This is a genomic window from Bilophila wadsworthia ATCC 49260, assembly GCF_000701705.1.
Taxonomy (GTDB): domain Bacteria; phylum Desulfobacterota; class Desulfovibrionia; order Desulfovibrionales; family Desulfovibrionaceae; genus Bilophila; species Bilophila wadsworthia.
Window position 1 is genome coordinate 125,808 of the sequence record NZ_JNJP01000001.1, and the last position, 18,496, is coordinate 144,303.

Consider the following 18,496-nt stretch of genomic DNA (forward strand, 5'->3'; position numbering starts at 1 on the left):
TCCGTATACTTACCCCCACAGATCCGCAAGGAGGCGGGCCGTCCGCTCCAACATGCCCTGCGTATGCAAGGCGGTGAGCCCAAACCGCAGCAAACCGTCGCCGTAGGGAACCGTAGGATAGCGGGCCGCCAGTGCCAGCACGCCCCTTTCCGCCAGCTGTTCCCCAAGATGGGTCGTCCTTGCTTCCCCGCCTGTAGGTACCGCAACGATATGAGCGGTGCCGCGTGTAGGAATCCCAAGCTCGCACAGGCGGGTGCGAAAAAACACGGCATTATCCCGAAGCCGGGCACGTTCAGCGTCAAGCAGCGGCAAGCGTTCCAACAGCTTCAAAACAGCCGCAGCATGGGCCGGAGGCATGGCTGTGGAATGCATGACCGCCGAGGAAAGGCTTTCGAAAAAGGCGGCAAACCCCTTGGGGAGCAGCAGGAACGAACCGAACAGCCCAAGCGATTTGCCGAATGTTCCCAAGACGATGTCCGCCGTACCCGGCACCCCGGCGCACAGCCCGCGCCCTCCGGGGCCGAGCGCGCCCACCGCATGGGCCTCATCCACCATCAGGAAAAAACCATACTTGCTGCGGAGTTCAGCCATACGGGACACATCGAGTTCCGTACCGTCCATACTGAACAAGGACTCCGTCATCACCAGCGGCTGTACCGTGGCGGGAGGGGCGGAAGCGAGCCGCCGTTCCAAATGCCCATAATCCGCATGGGCATATGTCCGCACATCGGCTTTCCCCAATACGAGCCCTCGGGCGATGCTGGCATGTACCCGGCGATCCACAAAAACGGGCTGTCCAGCATGGATCAACGCCATAGCGCAAGCGAGGTTGCCCTGATAGCCGCTCGGCAGGAACAGGCATTCGTCAAACCCGAAATACGCCGCAACCGCCTGCTCCGCTTCTTCGGTGATCCGGCTCCGTCCGCCGGCCAGACGTGACGCCGAAGCCGACGGCGGGAACGCCGCGAAACACTCCCCGACCTCAGCGCGCCATTCCGGAGATGAGGCCAACCCCAGCCCGTCGTTGAGCGTAAAATTCAGGAAGGCCCTGCCCCCCATGTGCACGACAGGGCCTTCGCCCGCCATGTCCAGCAAAGGCGGCCGCCGTTCAAGCCCTCGGGCCCGGCCTTCCTTCAGCCTTTCATCGAGACATTCGCGGAGGGTGCGTTTTGCGTCAGCCATTGAAAAAGCCGCCTGTATCGAGGTTCCAACATATCCCTTCTAAAGGTATCGTCATAAGGAGCCAGCCCGATGCCGAGGGAAACCGACCATGCCGGAACAGCCTCTTTCCCACATTCCATTCCGAAAAGGCCTTTCTCCGTTTTCGCCGCACTCCACGTTTCCGACAAAGGGAGAGAGCACGCCGGACAAACATCCACCCGATACGTTGCCGCCCGTAAGGACCGCCCCAGCAAAACCGCACGGAATACCATCAAGCCATCGAGCGCATCTGTGGGGAACCGGCATTCATCCACCGACAACAGGAAGGCATGGCACGAGAATCCCGCAAGGAACCGCTGATGCAGGGCGGCGGCCTGTGCCGCGGCCTCCAGCCCTTGCCACATGGGGGCTGATCCGAAACGGCGCCACGCGGTGAGGTGATCCGGTTCTGCCGCGCTCACCCCGTCCAGCAGGACAAAGGGCCGGGGTGCGTCTCCGGGAAGGGCATCAGTCATCGCCGCACCGTACTACCAAGGCCGCGTTTTGCCCGCCGAATCCAAAATTTTCCAATACCCCCACCGGGCCGGGAAACGGACGCGTTGCAACGGCAAAGTCCAACAGCCCGGAACAAGGTGCGCGCAGGTTCCGGATGGGCGGCAACCGCCCGGATCGCCATGCGGCGAGCATCAAGGCCAGCTCCATCCCCCCGCAGGCGGCGGAGCCATGCCCGATCCATGACTTGAGGGCGGTTACGGCGGGGCGCGCCTCCGCCTGCGCAAAAACCCTCTCCAGCAATACGGCCTCACTACGGTCATTAAGGGGAGTCCCAGTACCGTGTGCGGAAACCCAATCAACGGCATGGGGCTCAAGGCCCGCATCGGCAAGCGCCCCCCGTACCGCCTGCTCCGCAAAGCGGGCCGATTCGTCAGGCGCGGTGAGCGCACCTCCGTCCAGAGAAGCCCCAAACCCGAGGAGCTCCGCAAACACCGCCGCCCCGCGCGCCCGCGCCGACTCCAAGGATTCAAGCACGAATGCGGCTCCACCCTCGCCGGGAACAAAACCGTCACGGGCCTCGTCAAAGGGGCGGGACGCTTCCGATGGCACGGGGTTCCGGCTGAGCGCGTGGGCTTTGGCATACCCGAGCATCCCGCCGCGGGAAAGGCGGGAATCCCCGCCTGAGCAAAGGACGGTTTCCGAAAGGCCGTACCGCACGCGCCGGAAGCCCTCCCCTATGGCCTGCAGCGCGGACGCGCACGCCGTCCCGAGCACGAGGCCCTCTCCGTGGATATCGAGAAAACGCGCCAACGCGGTGTTTCCGGTATTAGGCAGCCAACGCAAGAGCCATAGGGCGTCGAGCGCCTCAGAATCCGCTGGAGGAAGCCCGTTTTCCCGATCGAAATCCAGCATGGGGCCGGATGCCCCTATCAGGCAGGTCTGTGGAGGCATGTGCGGATCGAATCCCGCCGAAGCCGCCGCCCGGAGGCCGGACAAGACGGCAAACGCCGCACCCCGGTTCAGATAGCGGCGGTGCCGCCATGCCGAAAAACGGGAATACGCCGCATCATCTCCCAAATCGGAAACGGGGCAGGCAGAATACCCCGGCAAGGCTTCGCTTGGGGCGAACGCCGGGCATCCGCCGGCAAACGCCCGCGCGATGCCGCCCTGCTCCCATCCGAGGCTGGTACAGCAGCCTATGCCGGTGATGACGACCCTATTCATATTCCTGCGAAGGCAGCGCCGCGCGGATGTACGCCGCAATGTCATCAAGGCAGAGCTGCGGGACGGCATCCGGGTTGGACAAGCCAAGGGCGAGCGCCTTTACGCGCTCCGGGGAAAGGTAGGGATATTCACGGCGGATAACCGCTTCCGGTTCTCCGCCATGCGCCACGTGGTAACGCAGGGAACGCAGAAACACCACGTCGTCATCAATCAGAATGTGGAATGTCTGGCCCAGCCGCGCGCCGATCTCCAACAGGTCGATGGATTCACAAGGCAAATCCGTCATGAGCCGGGTTTCGCCGGAAAGCGCCCGGGGGTCGCATTCAAAAATATCGGCAACAATGCCGCACACCTTATCCGTTATTTCCGAGTAATCCATTCTATCCTCAAAATGTGGTTTTCGTCGCCGAAAGCCCGCCGTCCAGCGTCACTACAGTGCCATTGACCGAGGATGCCGAAGCTGAAAGCAAAAACAACACTGTTTCAACGGCCTCATCCATGCGGACCAGCCGTCCGATAGGCATCCGTTTTTCTACGGCCTCCCTCCTGCGCTCCAAAAATACCGCGCCCCGCCCGGCATCCAGCCAGCTCAGGCGCAAGGAACAGGCGGTGACTCCCCTTCCGGACAGCTCCACGGCAAGGCTCCGGTACAGAGCCTCGCCAGCCAGTTTGGCGGCCGCATAATACCCCTGTCCTTCAGCCGGGCACTCGGCGGCGCTGGATGAAACGAACACGCAACGCCCGAACCGGCGGGCCAGCATGGAGCGTCCCACCGCGCGGACGAGGCGGGCACGCAAGCCGATATCCACGGCGGCCCATTCCATAATCGCTTCCGGCGCGGCTCCGGCAATCAGGCTTTCGAAGCGCGAATGCATCAGGTCGACCAGATGGGCGGGCGGTTCACCGAGCAGCCCCCGGCATCGTTCCGGCAGGCTTTCCGGTTCATCAAGGGGAAGGCAGGAAAGCCCCGCTTCCCCGCAATGTGCGAGCCCTTCGGACGAACGGCAAACGGAAAGCGTTTTCGCGCCTTCCTCCCGGAGAGCACGGGCCAACGCCATACCGAGCTGGCTGCTTCCCCCCGTAATGATGACCGGCCCTTTGAAAAGCAACTTCATGCCTCCCCCCGCGCAGGATCCGCCGCAACAAGGAGCGTGCCTTCGGCCATCCGCCGCTCGCCGGACAGCAAGACGCACCGGATCGCCGCCGCATCGGGTTGAGGGGTAAACGCGTAATCATACGCCCCCGGCTCAATGAAATGCCGAAAACGGAACCGCTTCACGCCCAGAACACGCCAGCCGGGGAAGAGAGCTTCCGCCCCGGCCCGCATGGCCTCAATGACGAGCGTCCCCGGAACCCTTGGGGCACCGGGGAAATGTTCATCAAACAGAGGGTGTTCCCCAGAAAACCGCCATGTGCCCCGCACCTCGCGGTTCCCGGAACCATCCACCCGTCCGCCGGGAATAGCCTTTTCATTTTCCATGCTTTTCGTGTACCCATACCAATCTGAAAAAGCAATCCGTCCCCCGCATACCCCAGAAATCCGGGATACGTATTCCATCCGGCCCCGTTTGCCCCATGCCGCTAAAGCTTGGGCAAGCGGCTCAAGCCCTCCATGAACTTCCATTCTCCTGAAAGTGCGAACCGGAAACATCCGGTTCGCACTTTTATTTGCTCATACAGCATCTGCCCATGTCAGGCAGACATCGCCGCAGGCTTGATTACATCAAGAGCCGCGGCAGGAACATGACGAAGTCCGGGCAAGCCGCGACAACGATGATGAGCAGCCACATCGCCAGGAGATAAGGGAACGCCCTCAACGCCACTTCCTCAAGCTTCACATCCGTAATCTTCATGGTAATAAACAGGTTCGCACCAAAGGGAGGCGTCAGGAACCCGGTTTCGCAGCATACCACAAACAGGATGCCAAGCTGGATCGGATGGATGCCGAGGGCGTTCGTGATGGGCAGGAACACCGGCGCGAGCACCACGACCATCGCCAGCGTGTCGGCCACGAAGCCGCACAGGAAGATGAAAAACGCGATGAGCAGCAGGGTGATCGTCGGGTCCGTGGAGATGGAACCGAGGAACGCACCCACGGTCTGGGGGATATGGTACAAGGTGAGCAGCCGCGAGAAGGCCATCGAAACGCCGACAAGGATGGTGGCGGAACCGGCAAAGGCCGAGGTACGGATAAGCGCCGAGGAAATGTTCTTCCACGTCAGCTTGCGGTAAACGAACAGGCCGACGAACAGCGTCCAGAGTACGCCCACTTCGGCGGCTTCGGTGGGAGTGAACACGCCCCAGTAGATGCCGCCAAGGATGATCGCCGGGGTCGCCAGCGCCCACTTGCCGTCCCAGATGGCCTTGCACAAGCCGACAATGGAGAACTTTTCGTTCGTGCCCTGATAGCCGCGCTTCTTGGCGATGCAGTACGCGGTGATGCACATAAGGCTCGTCAGCACGAAGCCGGGGATAAATCCGGCCATGAACAGCCCGGCGATGGATGTGTTTGCCACGACGCCGTAAATGATCATCGGGTTGCTCGGCGGGATCAGGATGCCGAGCGTACCGCCCGTGGCGGAGACGGCCGCGGCGTCGTCCTTACGATATCCGGCGGCGATCATGCCGGGGATCATGATGCTGCCGATGGCGGCTGTGGTGGCGGGGCCGGAGCCGCTGAGCGCCGCGAAGATCATGCAGGCGAGGATGGTCACCATGGCGAGGCCGCCGCGGATGTTGCCCACCGCCTTCTTGGCGACTTCAATGATTTCACCGGTGATCCCGGCGGGTTCCATGAGGAACCCGGCCATTACGAAACCGATGGTGGCGATGAGCGGGAACTGGTCCATGCCGGTGTACAGGTTCTGAGGGATGAACTCCATCGGGAACGGCATCCCGATCATCGAGATGATGGAGGCCAGACCGATTACCCCAAACAGGGGCAAGCCAAGCAGCATGAAGACGACGAAGGATATGACGAGCAACATGGGTTAGTCCTCCCGGCTTTCGAACTCAAGCGTGTTGTTCCGGATATCGCGGTACAAGCCCTGAAGCGTCCGAAAGATGGTGAGGGCCATGCTGATCGGAATGATGAGATACGCGTACATGACGTTGATCTCGAGGGCGGCGGAAACCTGCTTGAACCGGATCATATTCTCAAGCATACCAAGGCTGTAATAGAAAACCAGGGCGCAGAATACGGTGAACGTGAGCTCGGAAACGACGTACAGGATCCTGACCAGCTGCGGGAAACGCTTCTTCAGCACATCCATGAACATAAGGATGCGCAGCTGCTCCTTGTGCTTCACGGCGATGGCGACGCCGATATAGGATGACCACACGAACAGATAGCGGCACAGCTCCTCCATCCACGAGAACGACTTGCCGAGCAGGAAGCGCGAGAACACTTCCATGCCGAGCAACAGGACGAGCAAAGCCAACATGACGGAAACACAAAACTCTTCAGCCCAATCATCGAGCCAGCGCAATATTCCTGACATGACTTCTCCAATAAACGGATTCCGTTTGAAGAATGTGGGGAAGGCACCGTCTTCGGATCACTGGAAGGAGGGTACGAGAGAAGACTCCGGGCGCAATCCGGGATTCCCGGCAAACATCCCTGCCCTGCCATGACGAAAGATGGCATGGAGGAGAAAATGCCGCAGGATACCCGCCGCAATCCTTTCGGACCGGGTCCGCTCCTTCAATGACCGAAGCGTGGGAGACAGAGACGGATCAGGAAAAACACAAGCCGGACGGGGGAGCGAGAGGAAGGGGCAGCATTCCTCTGATGTCCGAGAGATGGGGTACGAGGAGGGACTCGGAAAAACGCGTCCGCAGAACCTTTGTACACAGAGGGAAGAGAAGCAGAAGAAAAACGACAAGCCGCATATTCGGCAACTTGTTGGGTACGGCCTCCGTTGCGGACAGGACAGCCTTGCCTTCTCCAATGAGCTGTTCGGCGGCTTCCTGATGCATGGGGAAGAAACTGGACGTATCACGAATCATGAAGTTCGTGATGCTGATGTCAGGAATGGTGATCTGCTTCGCCTGAATCATCCACGGGCCGTACAGAAGCATCAGCAACAGCAAGATGCCCCAGCACCCGAAGATAAAAAAGCGAATGTATCGCAATACCTGACTCTGCATACGATCTCTTCCCTTTGATTTGAATCCAATCTATAGCCTGCTGTTTTTTCTGTCAATATAATTGTGATTTAAAGAACGCTTTCTTTTCCATTTTCCATCGAAAAACAACGACCCCGTGCCATTCATAACGTATTTCCCCTTACTCTCCCGATACCGTCCATCTGAGGCAATGCGCTATCCTCCTCTTTCCAAAGAAGTTCTAAAAATATTCTGCCATCACCAATGGCCTCTGAACAGTTCCGATACAATGTCGACAAAGGAAAAAACTGCCTCCGCATTCTTTTTTCCAAACGAAAAACGCCGGGGAAAGCTCCCCGGCGCCCTTCATTGCCTTAGAGGGGCCATGCCTAGAACAGCACTCCGCCCAACACGACGGTCACAACCGCAATCGCTATCCACGACAGCAGGATAACCAGGGGTGCCGTCTTCCAGATGCTTCCCGAATCCGACCACTCGTTGCCGTGCAGGAGCGCGGCGCTGGCGCTGGCGGCGGGCGTCAGGAAGGCGAGGTGTACGCCCATGACGACCATGATGAGCGGCAGCTCGGGGGCCACGTTCATGCTTGAACAATAGCTGAAGATGACGGGCATGAGGGCCACGCCGACGGCGCCGTTGTTCATGACCTGCGTGAGCGCGGTGGCCACAAAGCCGATGAACAGCGCGAACACGACGGGAGAACTGCCGCCGAAAATCGGCTCGACGATCATCATGAGGAAGTTCGTGATCCCGCTCTCCTGCGCGGCCATGGCCCCGGAAAGCGGCTGCACCACGGCGAGCAGGAGGATGATGCCCCACGCGACCCCGGAGTCGATCATGGCCTTGAACTTCAGCAAAGGCTTGCCGTCCACCTTGAGGAAACACATCACGGTGACGAGGAACACGCAGATCCCCGTGTTGCCGATGGACTTCAGGAATTTGGAAATGAACAGGTCGGCGGGCAGGAAGTTCGGGAGCAGCAGCAGGGCGACCAGCGCGAAGAGGAAACAGAGGATGAGCTTCTGCACCTTGCTCAGCTTGAGCGCGCCGTCGGTGTCCAGCTTGCTCGCGTCCAGCTTCTTGAGCTTTTCCATGTCCGGCTTGAACACGTACTTGCCGAGCGCGATGAACAGGAGCGAGCACAGCACACAGGAACAGGCCGCTATGAGCATGTACTTGGCGTAGTCGATCCCCACGCCGGACATGGTCTCGTAGGCGCTGAACACGGTGAGGGCGGCCTGCTTGAAGGGGATCAGGGACATACCCACCTGCGACGCGAAGACGATGCCGAACACCATCATGGTCGGATAGCCGTCCCCCTTCTTGTAGCCGCATACGTCACAGATCCCGTACAGGATGCTCCAGCCGATGATGGCGGCGGGCGAAGCGCTGGTCAATCCGCCGAGGATGAACATGGAGGCCAGGAACGTAAAGGTGAATACCCACGGCCTGCCCGCAACGAACTTCCGGGTGATGAACCACAAGGAGATGAACCGCGACAGGCCATAATGGTTGATGGTCGCGCAGAACACGAAGATGAAGAACATCATCACCACGATGGGATCGCCGAAGCTGCGGTTGAGCAGCGCTACGGGCTTCATGCCGCCCACCAGCATGAGCGCAAGCAATCCGGCCATGCTCGGCCAGACGATGTCGATAAAAATCCAGCCGTACAGCAGGCCGAGAAAAATCCCGATCAGCCTCATGCCGAGCGCCGTCAACGGCTCGACAGGCGGCAGTTGACCAAAGCCGAACATGATCAACAGGCAAAGAAAAGAATGCACATAATACATGGCATCGCCTTTTGCCGTCATCTGAGCATTCGCGGACATGGCGTCATCCTTCTTTCGATTCGGTTACATTCGATTCTGGAGAAACGGAGGCGGGAACCTCTCAGCGCACCGGTCTTCTCATAGAGAGAAGGAGCATCCCCGCTCGACACGATTCCCCGGCACGCCCCAGCATTTCCCGTGGAACAGGGGCTTCCCTCATGAGGAAAGCCCCCGCGTCCTCACACCTGCATCCGCAACGGGAACGAGAAGCCGATGGCCCCGCAGGGGCAGCTGGTACGGCAGTTGGCGCAATGCCAGCATTCGTCCCCAAAGGCCACTTCCGGACGATCCCGCTCCTCAAGATGCTTCAGCTCAAGCACATAGCCGGGGCAATCGTCCACGCACGTCCCGCACCCCTTGCAATGCCCGCAGTGCATACAGCGCGCAGCTTCGTCCCGCGCCTGTTCCGGCGTGTAGCCTTCGTTGATCTCCCGAAAGGACAGCCCTTCCCGGATGCCCTGACGCTGCGGTTCGGCCCGCCCGTACTGCGCCACCCCGTAGATTTCCTCAAAGGGCACCACATAGGGAGGCTGAGATGCGGCGAGGCGGTCGCGCGCCTCGATCCGGCCTTCTTCATTGATGATATAGACTCTGGAGTTTTCCCCGGTCAGGTAGGCATGAACGCCGAAAGCGGCCCTGCGCCCTGCCCCGACGGCCCCTGCGATGGACGACGGCCCCGAAGCCACGTCGCCCGCGGCAAACACACCCTCAAGCGACGTCTTCTGGGCGGCGTCCGCCACAATCCACTGGCGCGGAGTACACTCCGGCACTTCACCCTCAAAAAAACCGAGGTCCGTCTTCATGCCCACGGCGAAAATCACGGTGTCGCAGGCAAGGACATGCTCCCCACCGGGAACAGGGATGAGCGACAGGCGGCCCTGTTCGTCGAAACGGCATTCCTGCACATCGAAATAGTCCACACCGGAAACGCGATCGCCGTCCTTGCGGACGCCGGACATCGTACAGCTGTTATGGACATGGACACCTTCCCGGCGGGCCTGTTCCAGATCCTCTTCCGGGGCGCGCATGGCGCCTTCCGCCTCAAGGCACAGCACATGCACATCGGCCGCGCCGAGGCGCCGGGCCGTGAACGCACAGTCGAAGGCCACCCCTCCGCCGCCCATGATCACGACCGTCCTGCCCACGTCGGGACGCTGGCCGAGCGCGGCCTTGCGCAGGAATTCCACCGCTTTGAGGCCGCATTCCGCGTTGGGTATGGGCAAGGCGTTCTCTTTGGGCGTGCCGGTGGCGACGACAACGGCATCCGAGGAAGCACGCAGTTCCGCGAAAGAAATGTCCTTGCCCACGGTGACGTTGACACAGGCGCGTACACCCGTTTCCAGTATCCAGCCGATCTCGCGGTCAACCACGTCGCGGGGCAGACGAAAATCCGGGACGGCGTAGCGGGGAATCCCCCCAAGCACGGGGCCGGATTCGTACACGGCCACGTCATGCCCGAGGAGGGACAGGAAATAGGCCGCCGTCATCCCGGCGGGACCGCCGCCCACCACGGCGACATGCTTGCCCGTTTCCGGCGCGCGGGTGAAAGGTTCGATGCCCTTGGGGGCGTGATCGTAGGCGGCGCGTTCCAGCGCCCGCGTGTTCACGCAGCCTTCCAGCCGATCCCGGTTGCACTTCGCCTGACAGAAGTGGGGGCACACCCGCCCGGTCACGCCGGGGAACGGGTTTCTGGCGCGCAGATAGCGCAACGCTTCACCAAAGCGCCCCTTTTCCACAAGGGACTGCATCTTCTGGATCGGGTTTCCCGCAGGACAGGACACCTCGCAGGGAGACGTGCGGAACTGGTCCTTGAGGCTGTCGCCCATGACGATGGGCTGTTCGATTTCTCGGCTATATCTCGGGGGCATAAAAAACTCCTTGGCGCTCAGGGCGCATTCGACGACATCCGCGCATCGGCCTCCCCTGCGGGAGACGGCGCGCCATGAACCTTACAGAAGCGGGGCCTTGCCCCACTGATAGACCGGGCCATTCTCGCCGCGCATCAGCAGGAGCGGCTTCGCCATCTCGGGATTGATCTCGGGATAATCGGTCAGGCGGTAGACGCAGCGCCCCGACTCCTTGCGCTCCATGGTGGCCTGAATGGCCAGCTCGCATATGGTGAGCACATCCTTCGCCTCGTGGCAGCGCATGAGATCGCGCAGCGTATCGGCGTGCAGTCGGGAAGCCTGATCGGACAGGAAGCGGATCTTTTCCAGCGCGCGGGCCATGCCGCTCATGGAGCGGCGGAATCCCATGTAATAATTCATGACATTGCGGGCGGCCTCTTCCAGTTCCTTATAGGAAAGCGTCTCCTCGTTTCCGAGCGGCGCGAAGATTTCGTCACGCACGCGGGCGGCCAGAGCCTCGTCCACCGCGCCAGCCGCGGACATGCCGGACGCCTTCAATGCAGCCTGCCTGCCCGCCTCGAACCCGCCGCACATCGCGCCAGAACAGTAGAGGAAGATGCTGCCACAGAACAGGCCGGGCACGGACGTCTCAAACTGGTCGTTCACGGCGATGGTCCCGCCGAAGATCAGTTCGCCGATTTCCACTTCGAGAAGCTTGTGCTGGAAGTCGGTGCCGGTGCATTCCGCCCAGTCGCCGAACGTGGCCTTGTCGCCGGGCATCAGGATGTCCTGCAGCTCGCGAACCACGGCTTCGTCCACATGCCGCATATCCATATAGAAAGGCGGGCCGGACCCTTCGAGCTGTTCCTGGAAGGTGCCCTGAATCTGGTTGTTGCGCACGCCGTTTTCCCACATGGGGTCGTACTTGCCCATGAAACGCTCGCCGAGGGCGTTGATTTCGTGCGCGCCGGAGCTGTTGATCCCGTTCATGCCCGGACAGCCGTAGCCCTTGGGCAGCATGGTCGCGCGCTGGTAGGTATCCAGCTCCGTCACGGCTGCCCCGGCGTCGTAACCGAGCACAACACCCGCGCTGGTGTTGTAGGGATACATCCACACGTTGTAAGGATTGTGCGTGGAGTTGTCGGTGCCGCGCGTAGCGGAGCGGCCCTGCGCCGACACAACCGTCTTCGCACGGATGATGTGGAATTCTCCGGTACTCACGTTCCAGCCGAGCGCGCCGCAGGCCTTCCCGCCGTCCGTGAGGATCTTGACCGCCATCACGCGGTCGAGCACATCCACCCCGCTCTCCCGGACGATCCGCGCCATCACGCGCTTGATGGTCATGCCGTTGGCGATGTGCACCCACCACGTCCCCGGCTGCCCGAAGCCCTGCGTGCGGAGGTAGCGGCCGTCCGGCGTCCTGCCGAATTTGACGCCCGCCGCCTCCAGCTTTTCAAGCATGGGCCTCATGTGGGCGTACCAGCCGTTGCGCAGCATGGCTGGGGTCCAGCCGTTCAAAGGCTTGGCGTAGAACTTGATCAGATCCTCGGCGGCATCGTGCGCGACGCCTTCCTCATCGAGGACCGCCATATAGTGGTCATTCCCGCCGCCGATGCAGCCGGAGCTTTCCAACTTGCCCTTGTCCATGAGGAGGACGCGCAACCCCTGCTCGCGCGCGCCGAGAGCCGCGCCGCAGCCGGACGCACCGGAGCCGATGACGAGCACGTCCGTTTCGATGAGCGTACCGAGAGGATGAGTTGAGGTATTCATGGTTCCTTCCTGTTGTGAGGTTCGCTGCGGGGGCGGGCCGCGCCGAGGATCGGCGGCATCCCACGCCTCCTTTTGTGAAAAAAACATCATCAAAAACACTTGTATTGTCAAATCGAAAAAAAACACTTATCATTCGAAAAATTCATACAGTGAGACCGCCATGATTGAAGAGCTGAACGGCGATTTCCTCCAATGGCTACGAGGCTTTTACTACGTCTCCCAAACGGGGAGCATCCGCCGGGCCGCCCAGATGATGAACAGGAACCCTTCGACCATCAGCTATCAGATCCGGTCGCTGGAAGAGGAACTCAACACTGTCCTCTTTGATCGCTACAAGAAAAGCCTCCGGATCACTCCAGAGGGTAAAAAACTTTTTGAATGGACTGTTTACACGTTTGAAACGTTGCGCGGACTCCGTTCAGAGGTCGGAACGCTGAGCGGAAAACTGCAAGGGACGGTCACGTTTTCCAGCAATTTGCCCTTTGCCGCACAAATTGTCGGGATCATCTCCGGATTTCGGGAGCGGCACCCCGACGTCAACATCCGCATCAGGCGCGCCCTGACCTACGAAGTGGTTGACGACGTGGAAAGCTCCAAGGTGGACTTCGGCCTCACCGGAGTTACGGTTCTTCCCGAGAACAGTGAACTGGAAGAACTTTTTCAAGCGCGTCCCCTGCTCATCGTCCACCGGGACAACACCTATCACCTTCCCAAGAAACCGAAACTCAGCGATTTGGAACGCCTGCCCTTCGTTTCGTTCCTCTCGGAACGAATGGACGACAGCGGCGAACCCTACTTTGAAAACATGGACGCAACCCTTTTCGTCAAAAACACCGTGCTCAGCGTCAACAACTACCACTTGATGCTGCGCTACGTCCTCCACGGCGTAGGGGCGGCGATCATGGATGAAATGTGCCTCAAGGCCAGCTCCTACGGGACGGACTGGCGGCCTCTCGTCAGCTATCCGCTGGACGAATTCCTCCCCACAGTCCGCTACGGCATCCTTGTCCGCAAACGCAAACACCTGAGCCCGCAAGCCAAAGGGCTCATCGAGAATATCCGTGAAGAGCTGGCAAAAACGAACCTGCCCGCGTAATCCCGTTCCTCTTCCTTTCTACCCGCACACAAAAAAAGAGCCCCGAACATACGTCCGGGACTCCTTTTAGAGAGTAACTAAACCTTGAAAGAGGTATAACCAGATAAAAACGGAAAACCTTCTCCCTGCCGGGACGAACTCCCTCCGCGCCGCCTCCCCATCAGTCGAAAGTCTTAGGAAAGGTTGGGGGGTCCGGGGGGAGGGAAACCCTTCTCCAGAAGGGTTTCCCTCCCCCCGGTTCCTTCAAAAACGCACTCACCCCACCGGGCGGGGATGCTTCAAGGCCGCCTGCGCGGCGGCAAGGCGGGCGATGGGGATGCGGTACGGCGAGCAGCTTACCAAATCCAAACCGATTTCGTGGCAGAACTCAACGGAACTGGGGTCGCCGCCGTGTTCGCCGCAAATACCGATCATCAGATCCGGCCGCGTCTTACGGCCTTCTTCCACCGCAATCCGCATCAAACGGCCCACGCCCTCGCGGTCGAGCACGGCAAAGGGGTTGTCCTTCAGGATATGCTGGTGAATATAGGCCGGGAGGAACTTGCCCTCGGCGTCGTCACGGCTGAACCCGAAACATGTCTGCGTGAGGTCGTTGGTCCCAAAGCTGAAGAACTCCGCCGACTCCGCGATTTCCCCGGCCAGCAGGGCCGCGCGCGGCAGTTCGATCATGCTCCCGCACAGGTAGGTGAAGGAAACGCGGTGCAGCTCCATGCACTCCCTGGCGATCCGGTCGCACCGCCCCTTCAGGATCTCCATCTCCGCCTTGCTGATGGTCAGCGGAATCTCGATTTCCGGCAACACGGTGTACCCGTCCCGCGTCAGGCGGGACGCCGCGTTGAAGATGGCGTGCATCTGCATCTCGTAGACTTCGGGATAGGTGATCCCAAGGCGGCAGCCGCGATGCCCCATCATGGGGTTGGCCTCGTGCAGCTTGACCACCTGCGCGAGAAGGCGCTCCTTCTCTTCCAGAAGTTGCGGATTGTCCTTGCGTATCCGAAGCTCGGTCGTCTCGACCAGCAGCTTTTCCAAGCTCGGCAGGAATTCATGCAGCGGCGGGTCCAGCAACCGGATGCACACGGGCAAATCGTGCATTGCCTTGAGGATGCTGTAAAAATCGTTCTCCTGCATGATCCTGAGCGGCAGGAGCGCACCCATGCGCTCCTCGGTGGTCGTCGCCAAAATCATCCTCTGGACGTAGGGAAGCCGTTCCTGCGCCATAAACATGTGCTCGGTACGGGTCAGGCCGATGCCCTGCGCACCGAACTTGCGGGACTTTTCCGCGTCTTCCGGCGTGTCCGCGTTGGCCCGGACCTGTAACGTCCGCACCTCGTCCGCCCATTCCAGAATCGTCTGGTATTCCTTGGAAAGTTCCGGGTCCTTCAACGGCACGGCCCCCAAAATGACCTGCCCCGTGGTCCCGTCGATGGAAATAAGCTCACCCTTCCTGACGACTGTCGAACCGACCGTGAACAGCTGTTGCTCATAATCGACCTTGATGGCCTCGCAGCCGCACACGCACGGCTTGCCCATGCCACGGGTCACGACCGCCGCGTGGCTGGTCATGCCTCCCCGGCTGGTCAGGATGCCCTGTGCCTGCACGATGCCGTGGATGTCGTCCGGCGTCGTCTCCACACGCACCAGAATCACCTTGGAGCCGATACGTCCCAAATGCTCGGCCTCGTTGGCGTCGAACACCACGGATCCGAACGCCGCGCCCGGAGAGGCCGCCAATCCGGCGGCAAGCACCGTGAGGTCCGCAGAACTATCGATCTGTCGGTGCAGCACGTGGGCCAGATGCTCCGGATCGATGCGCAACAGGGCTTCCTTCTTGTCGATTAACCCCTCGCCCACCATGTCGTGCGCGATCTTGAGGGCCGCCTGCGCCGTACGCTTGCCGTTCCGGGTCTGGAGGATATACAGCTTGCCGCGCTCAATGGTCAGCTCAATGTCCTGCATGTCCCGGTAATGTCGCTCAAGCTTCTCGGCAATGGACCGGAACTGTTCGAAAATCTCCGGCATATCCTCGCCGAGTTCGGCGATGGGCCGGGGAGTGCGCACGCCCGCCACCACGTCCTCACCCTGCGCGTTGATCAGGTATTCGCCGTACAGCTTCCTCTCGCCGGTGGAAGGGTTGCGCGAGAAGGCCACGCCGCTGCCCGAGTCTTCGCCCATGTTGCCGAAGACCATTGTCTGGATATTGACGGCGGTCCCCAGATTGTGGTCGATCTTGTTCAGATTGCGGTAGACGATGGCCCGGTGGTTGTTCCACGAGCGGAACACCGCCTCAATGGACAGGAAAAGCTGCCGCGTCACGTCTTCCGGAAAATCTTCTTCGATTTCCTGCCGATACAGCGCCTTGCTCTTATCGATGACGGCAAGCAGCGACTCGACGCTGAGCTCCTGATCCTGCGTGACGCCTTGCGCGGCCTTCTGCTCCTGCAGGATATGCTCGAACTTGTCCTTGGGGATTTCCATGACCACATCCGAGAACATCTGGATAAACCGCCGGTAGGTGTCGCAGGCGAACCACATGTTTCCGGTATGCCTGGCCAGCGCCTTGAACGTGGCGGCGTTGAGGCCGAGGTTCAGGATGGTGTCCATCATGCCGGGCATGGAGAAGACCGCACCGGAACGGACCGAGAGCAGCAAGGGATCATCCTCGTCCCCGAAGCGCTTGCCCGCCTCCGCCTCGATGGCCTTCAGATTCCGTGTGACCTCTTCGACGAGCCTTTCCGGCAACTTCTTGCCGTTGTTGTAATACTCCCGGCAGGCGTCCGTCGTGATCGTCATGCCGCAGGGAACCGGCAGGCCGATGTTCGTCATTTCCGCAAGGTTGGCCCCCTTGCCGCCCAAAAGCTCCTTCATCCGCGCATTGCCTTCATGAAACAGATACACGTACCGCATGGGCGATCTCCTCATTGATGAAGACGACAGGTTTTTTCTTTTTGTATACGAAACACGGCGCATTCGGTCAACATCACTTCGAAAAAAAACGGAAACGTGCACCATCCGTTCCCGTCAGGCCCATTTCCGGCGGCCTTTCCGCAACCATCACGCGACACGATGCGTATCATGCCCCGACGGAATCCGTTTTTATACATACCGTGAAACCCGCTCCGGGCACTATGAGAAAGAATACAGCCGTATGTTCCATGCACATAAAAACGGCCTTGCCTTCATTTCTCCGATAAGATGTTGCCCGGGCATATTGACACCATACGAGGATTATTGCAGGTCATCCCGTGACACTAGGAGACGCATGGAAAGGGCGGCGGGCCTCGGCCGTTTCCGTGCAACGGCACTTACGTAACGCAGGCAAGGCAATGTGAACATCGTCGATCTGGGCGTGATGCCCTACAGCGAAGCGCTGACCGTTCAGCTCGAATGCCATGAGCGCGTACGGCAAGGCGAAGAAGATACGTTATTTCTGGTGGAGCACCCGCCCGTGATCACCTTCGGACGTCACGGCGGCGAGGAGAACCTGCTCCTCGGCCGGGCGGAACTGGCGGCACGCGGCGTCGAAATCGTCAAGACAGATCGCGGCGGCAACATCACCTGCCATTTTCCGGGCCAGCTCGTAGCCTATCCCGTGTTCCGCGTCGGCAAGCGCACGAACGGGCTGCACGGTTTCGTCCGCACGCTGGAAGAAATCGTCATCCGCTCCGCCGCCGCGTTCGGGGTCGAGGCCGCCCGCTGGGAAGGCCGCCCCGGCGTATGGATCGGCAACCGCAAGCTGTGCTCGCTCGGCATGTGCGTGCGCCACTGGGTGTCCTTCCACGGCTTCGCGCTCAACGTGGGGAACGATCTTTCCCTTTTCAGCGCCATTACCCTGTGCGGCCTCCACGATGCCGAGGCCACATCCCTGTCCCGCGAGTGCGGCGACGATTCCCTTTCCATGCAGGAGGTCAAAGATGTCTGCACCCGAGAATTCCAAACCCTCTTTGCGGATCCCCCCGTGGCTCCGTGTTAAGCTGCCCTGCAACCACACCTTCTCCGATACCCGCGCCCTCGTGGAAGGGCTTGATCTGCACACGGTCTGCCACAGCGCCAAGTGTCCGAACATGTTCGAATGCTTCTCACGCAAGACCGCCACGTTCCTCATCCTCGGCAACACCTGCACCCGCAACTGCGCCTTCTGCAACATCGGCGGCGGCATCATCCTCGCGCCCGATCCCGGAGAGCCCGCCCGCGTGGGCAAGGCAGCGGCGGCCCTCGGCCTGCGCCATGCCGTGGTGACGTCCGTGACGCGGGACGACCTGCCGGACGGCGGATCGGCCCACTTCGCGGCAACCATCCGGGCTATCCGGGACAGCGGCGAAACCTGCCCCACCATCGAAGTGCTCATCCCCGATTTTCGCGGCAGCCGCGAGGCCCTGCGAACCGTCATGGACGCCGAGCCCCACATCATCAACCACAATGTGGAAACCCCTCCCGCGCATTACAGCCGCATCCGGCCTCAGGCCGACTATCAGCAGAGCCTTGAGCTCCTGCGCCGCGTCAAGGAAGCCGGGCGCGTCAGCAAGAGCGGCCTGATGGTCGGGCTTGGGGAAACGGATGAGGAAGTGCACGGCGTACTGGCCGATCTCGCCGCCGCGGGATGCGACATCGTGACCATCGGGCAATACATGCGCCCGTCCCAGAAGCACCACCCAGTGGAGCGCTACGTCCATCCCGACATCTTCGAAAGCTATGCCCAAAAGGGGCGGGAACTGGGCATCCCCTTCGTCTTTTCGGCCCCGCTGGTCCGCAGCAGCTACAACGCGGAACAAGCCTACGCGTCCCTGCTCAACCGGCAGCAACACATGCCGTCCGAAGCGGCGGAGCCGCGCGGCAGCGAACAGCCCTAAAGGGTCCCGAGCAACCCGGGGCTCCCGTTGCGGAAGATTTCAGCCCGCCACAGGCCCTCTTTTGCGGGCATTCCGTATCGTTACGGGGTGCCCGCCTGT

The 18,496-nt window shown here is 60.9% G+C and carries 16 protein-coding genes; 3 read left to right on the forward strand and 13 right to left on the reverse strand.

Going from position 1 to position 18,496, the window contains the following annotated elements; translation table 11 throughout:
• Nucleotides 1-9: 9 nt before the first annotated feature.
• The 12 genes from T370_RS0100570 to T370_RS0100625 form a co-directional block, all read right to left on the reverse strand.
• Nucleotides 10-1,182, reverse strand: coding sequence for an aminotransferase class I/II-fold pyridoxal phosphate-dependent enzyme (locus T370_RS0100570; RefSeq protein ID WP_029434380.1), 1,173 nt, complete (start codon nt 1,180-1,182; stop codon nt 10-12).
• Nucleotides 1,134-1,676, reverse strand: a complete 543-nt coding sequence (locus tag T370_RS25330) for a hypothetical protein (protein ID WP_029434381.1) — start codon at nt 1,674-1,676, stop codon at nt 1,134-1,136. The genes T370_RS0100570 and T370_RS25330 overlap by 49 nt, the downstream gene beginning before the upstream one ends.
• Complete coding sequence (locus T370_RS0100580) at nt 1,669-2,880, reverse strand: beta-ketoacyl-[acyl-carrier-protein] synthase family protein (protein ID WP_029434382.1); 1,212 nt, start codon at nt 2,878-2,880, stop codon at nt 1,669-1,671. The genes T370_RS25330 and T370_RS0100580 overlap by 8 nt, the downstream gene beginning before the upstream one ends.
• Nucleotides 2,873-3,259: an acyl carrier protein gene (locus tag T370_RS0100585; RefSeq protein ID WP_005026410.1), complete on the reverse strand. Its 387-nt coding sequence runs from the start codon at nt 3,257-3,259 to the stop codon at nt 2,873-2,875. The genes T370_RS0100580 and T370_RS0100585 overlap by 8 nt, the downstream gene beginning before the upstream one ends.
• Before the next feature lie 7 nt (nt 3,260-3,266).
• Nucleotides 3,267-3,995, reverse strand: coding sequence for an SDR family NAD(P)-dependent oxidoreductase (locus T370_RS0100590; protein ID WP_029434383.1), 729 nt, complete (start codon nt 3,993-3,995; stop codon nt 3,267-3,269).
• The gene (locus T370_RS0100595; RefSeq protein WP_029434384.1) at nt 3,992-4,360 is read right to left on the reverse strand and encodes an ApeI family dehydratase; all 369 of its coding nucleotides are present in this window, start codon (nt 4,358-4,360) and stop codon (nt 3,992-3,994) included. Before T370_RS0100595 ends, T370_RS0100590 begins: the two co-directional genes overlap by 4 nt.
• 238 nt (nt 4,361-4,598) lie before the next feature.
• Nucleotides 4,599-5,867, reverse strand: coding sequence for a TRAP transporter large permease (locus T370_RS0100600; RefSeq protein WP_005026405.1), 1,269 nt, complete (start codon nt 5,865-5,867; stop codon nt 4,599-4,601).
• A 3-nt stretch (nt 5,868-5,870) separates the two neighbouring features.
• The gene (locus T370_RS0100605) at nt 5,871-6,380 is read right to left on the reverse strand and encodes a TRAP transporter small permease (RefSeq protein ID WP_029434385.1); all 510 of its coding nucleotides are present in this window, start codon (nt 6,378-6,380) and stop codon (nt 5,871-5,873) included.
• 235 nt (nt 6,381-6,615) lie between these two features.
• Nucleotides 6,616-7,029, reverse strand: a complete 414-nt coding sequence (locus T370_RS0100610; protein WP_005026399.1) for a hypothetical protein — start codon at nt 7,027-7,029, stop codon at nt 6,616-6,618.
• A 347-nt stretch (nt 7,030-7,376) separates the two neighbouring features.
• A complete protein-coding gene (locus T370_RS0100615) occupies nt 7,377-8,837 on the reverse strand; it encodes an SLC13 family permease (protein WP_005026397.1) in 1,461 nt (486 codons plus the stop codon).
• A 179-nt stretch (nt 8,838-9,016) separates the two neighbouring features.
• Entirely contained in the window at nt 9,017-10,705 is a 1,689-nt protein-coding gene (locus tag T370_RS0100620) for an FAD-dependent oxidoreductase (RefSeq protein ID WP_029434386.1), read from the reverse strand.
• An 81-nt stretch (nt 10,706-10,786) separates the two neighbouring features.
• On the reverse strand, nt 10,787-12,454 hold the full coding sequence (locus T370_RS0100625; protein WP_029434387.1) for an FAD-binding protein: 1,668 nt from the start codon (nt 12,452-12,454) through the stop codon (nt 10,787-10,789).
• Between the two features lie 160 nt (nt 12,455-12,614).
• Here T370_RS0100625 and T370_RS0100630 point away from each other — a divergent pair, with 160 nt between their 5' ends.
• The gene (locus tag T370_RS0100630; protein WP_029434388.1) at nt 12,615-13,550 is read left to right on the forward strand and encodes a LysR family transcriptional regulator; all 936 of its coding nucleotides are present in this window, start codon (nt 12,615-12,617) and stop codon (nt 13,548-13,550) included.
• 255 nt (nt 13,551-13,805) lie between these two features.
• On the opposite strand, the gene ppdK is transcribed toward T370_RS0100630, so the two are convergent.
• A complete protein-coding gene (gene ppdK, locus T370_RS0100635) occupies nt 13,806-16,454 on the reverse strand; it encodes a pyruvate, phosphate dikinase (protein ID WP_029434389.1) in 2,649 nt (882 codons plus the stop codon).
• A gap of 421 nt (nt 16,455-16,875) precedes the next feature.
• Between ppdK and lipB the strand changes: the two genes are divergently transcribed.
• Nucleotides 16,876-17,520, forward strand: coding sequence for a lipoyl(octanoyl) transferase LipB (lipB, locus tag T370_RS0100640; RefSeq protein ID WP_029434390.1), 645 nt, complete (start codon nt 16,876-16,878; stop codon nt 17,518-17,520).
• Entirely contained in the window at nt 17,462-18,397 is a 936-nt protein-coding gene (gene lipA / locus T370_RS0100645) for a lipoyl synthase (protein ID WP_029434391.1), read from the forward strand. Before lipB ends, lipA begins: the two co-directional genes overlap by 59 nt.
• The last annotated feature ends 99 nt before the right edge of the window (nt 18,398-18,496 follow it).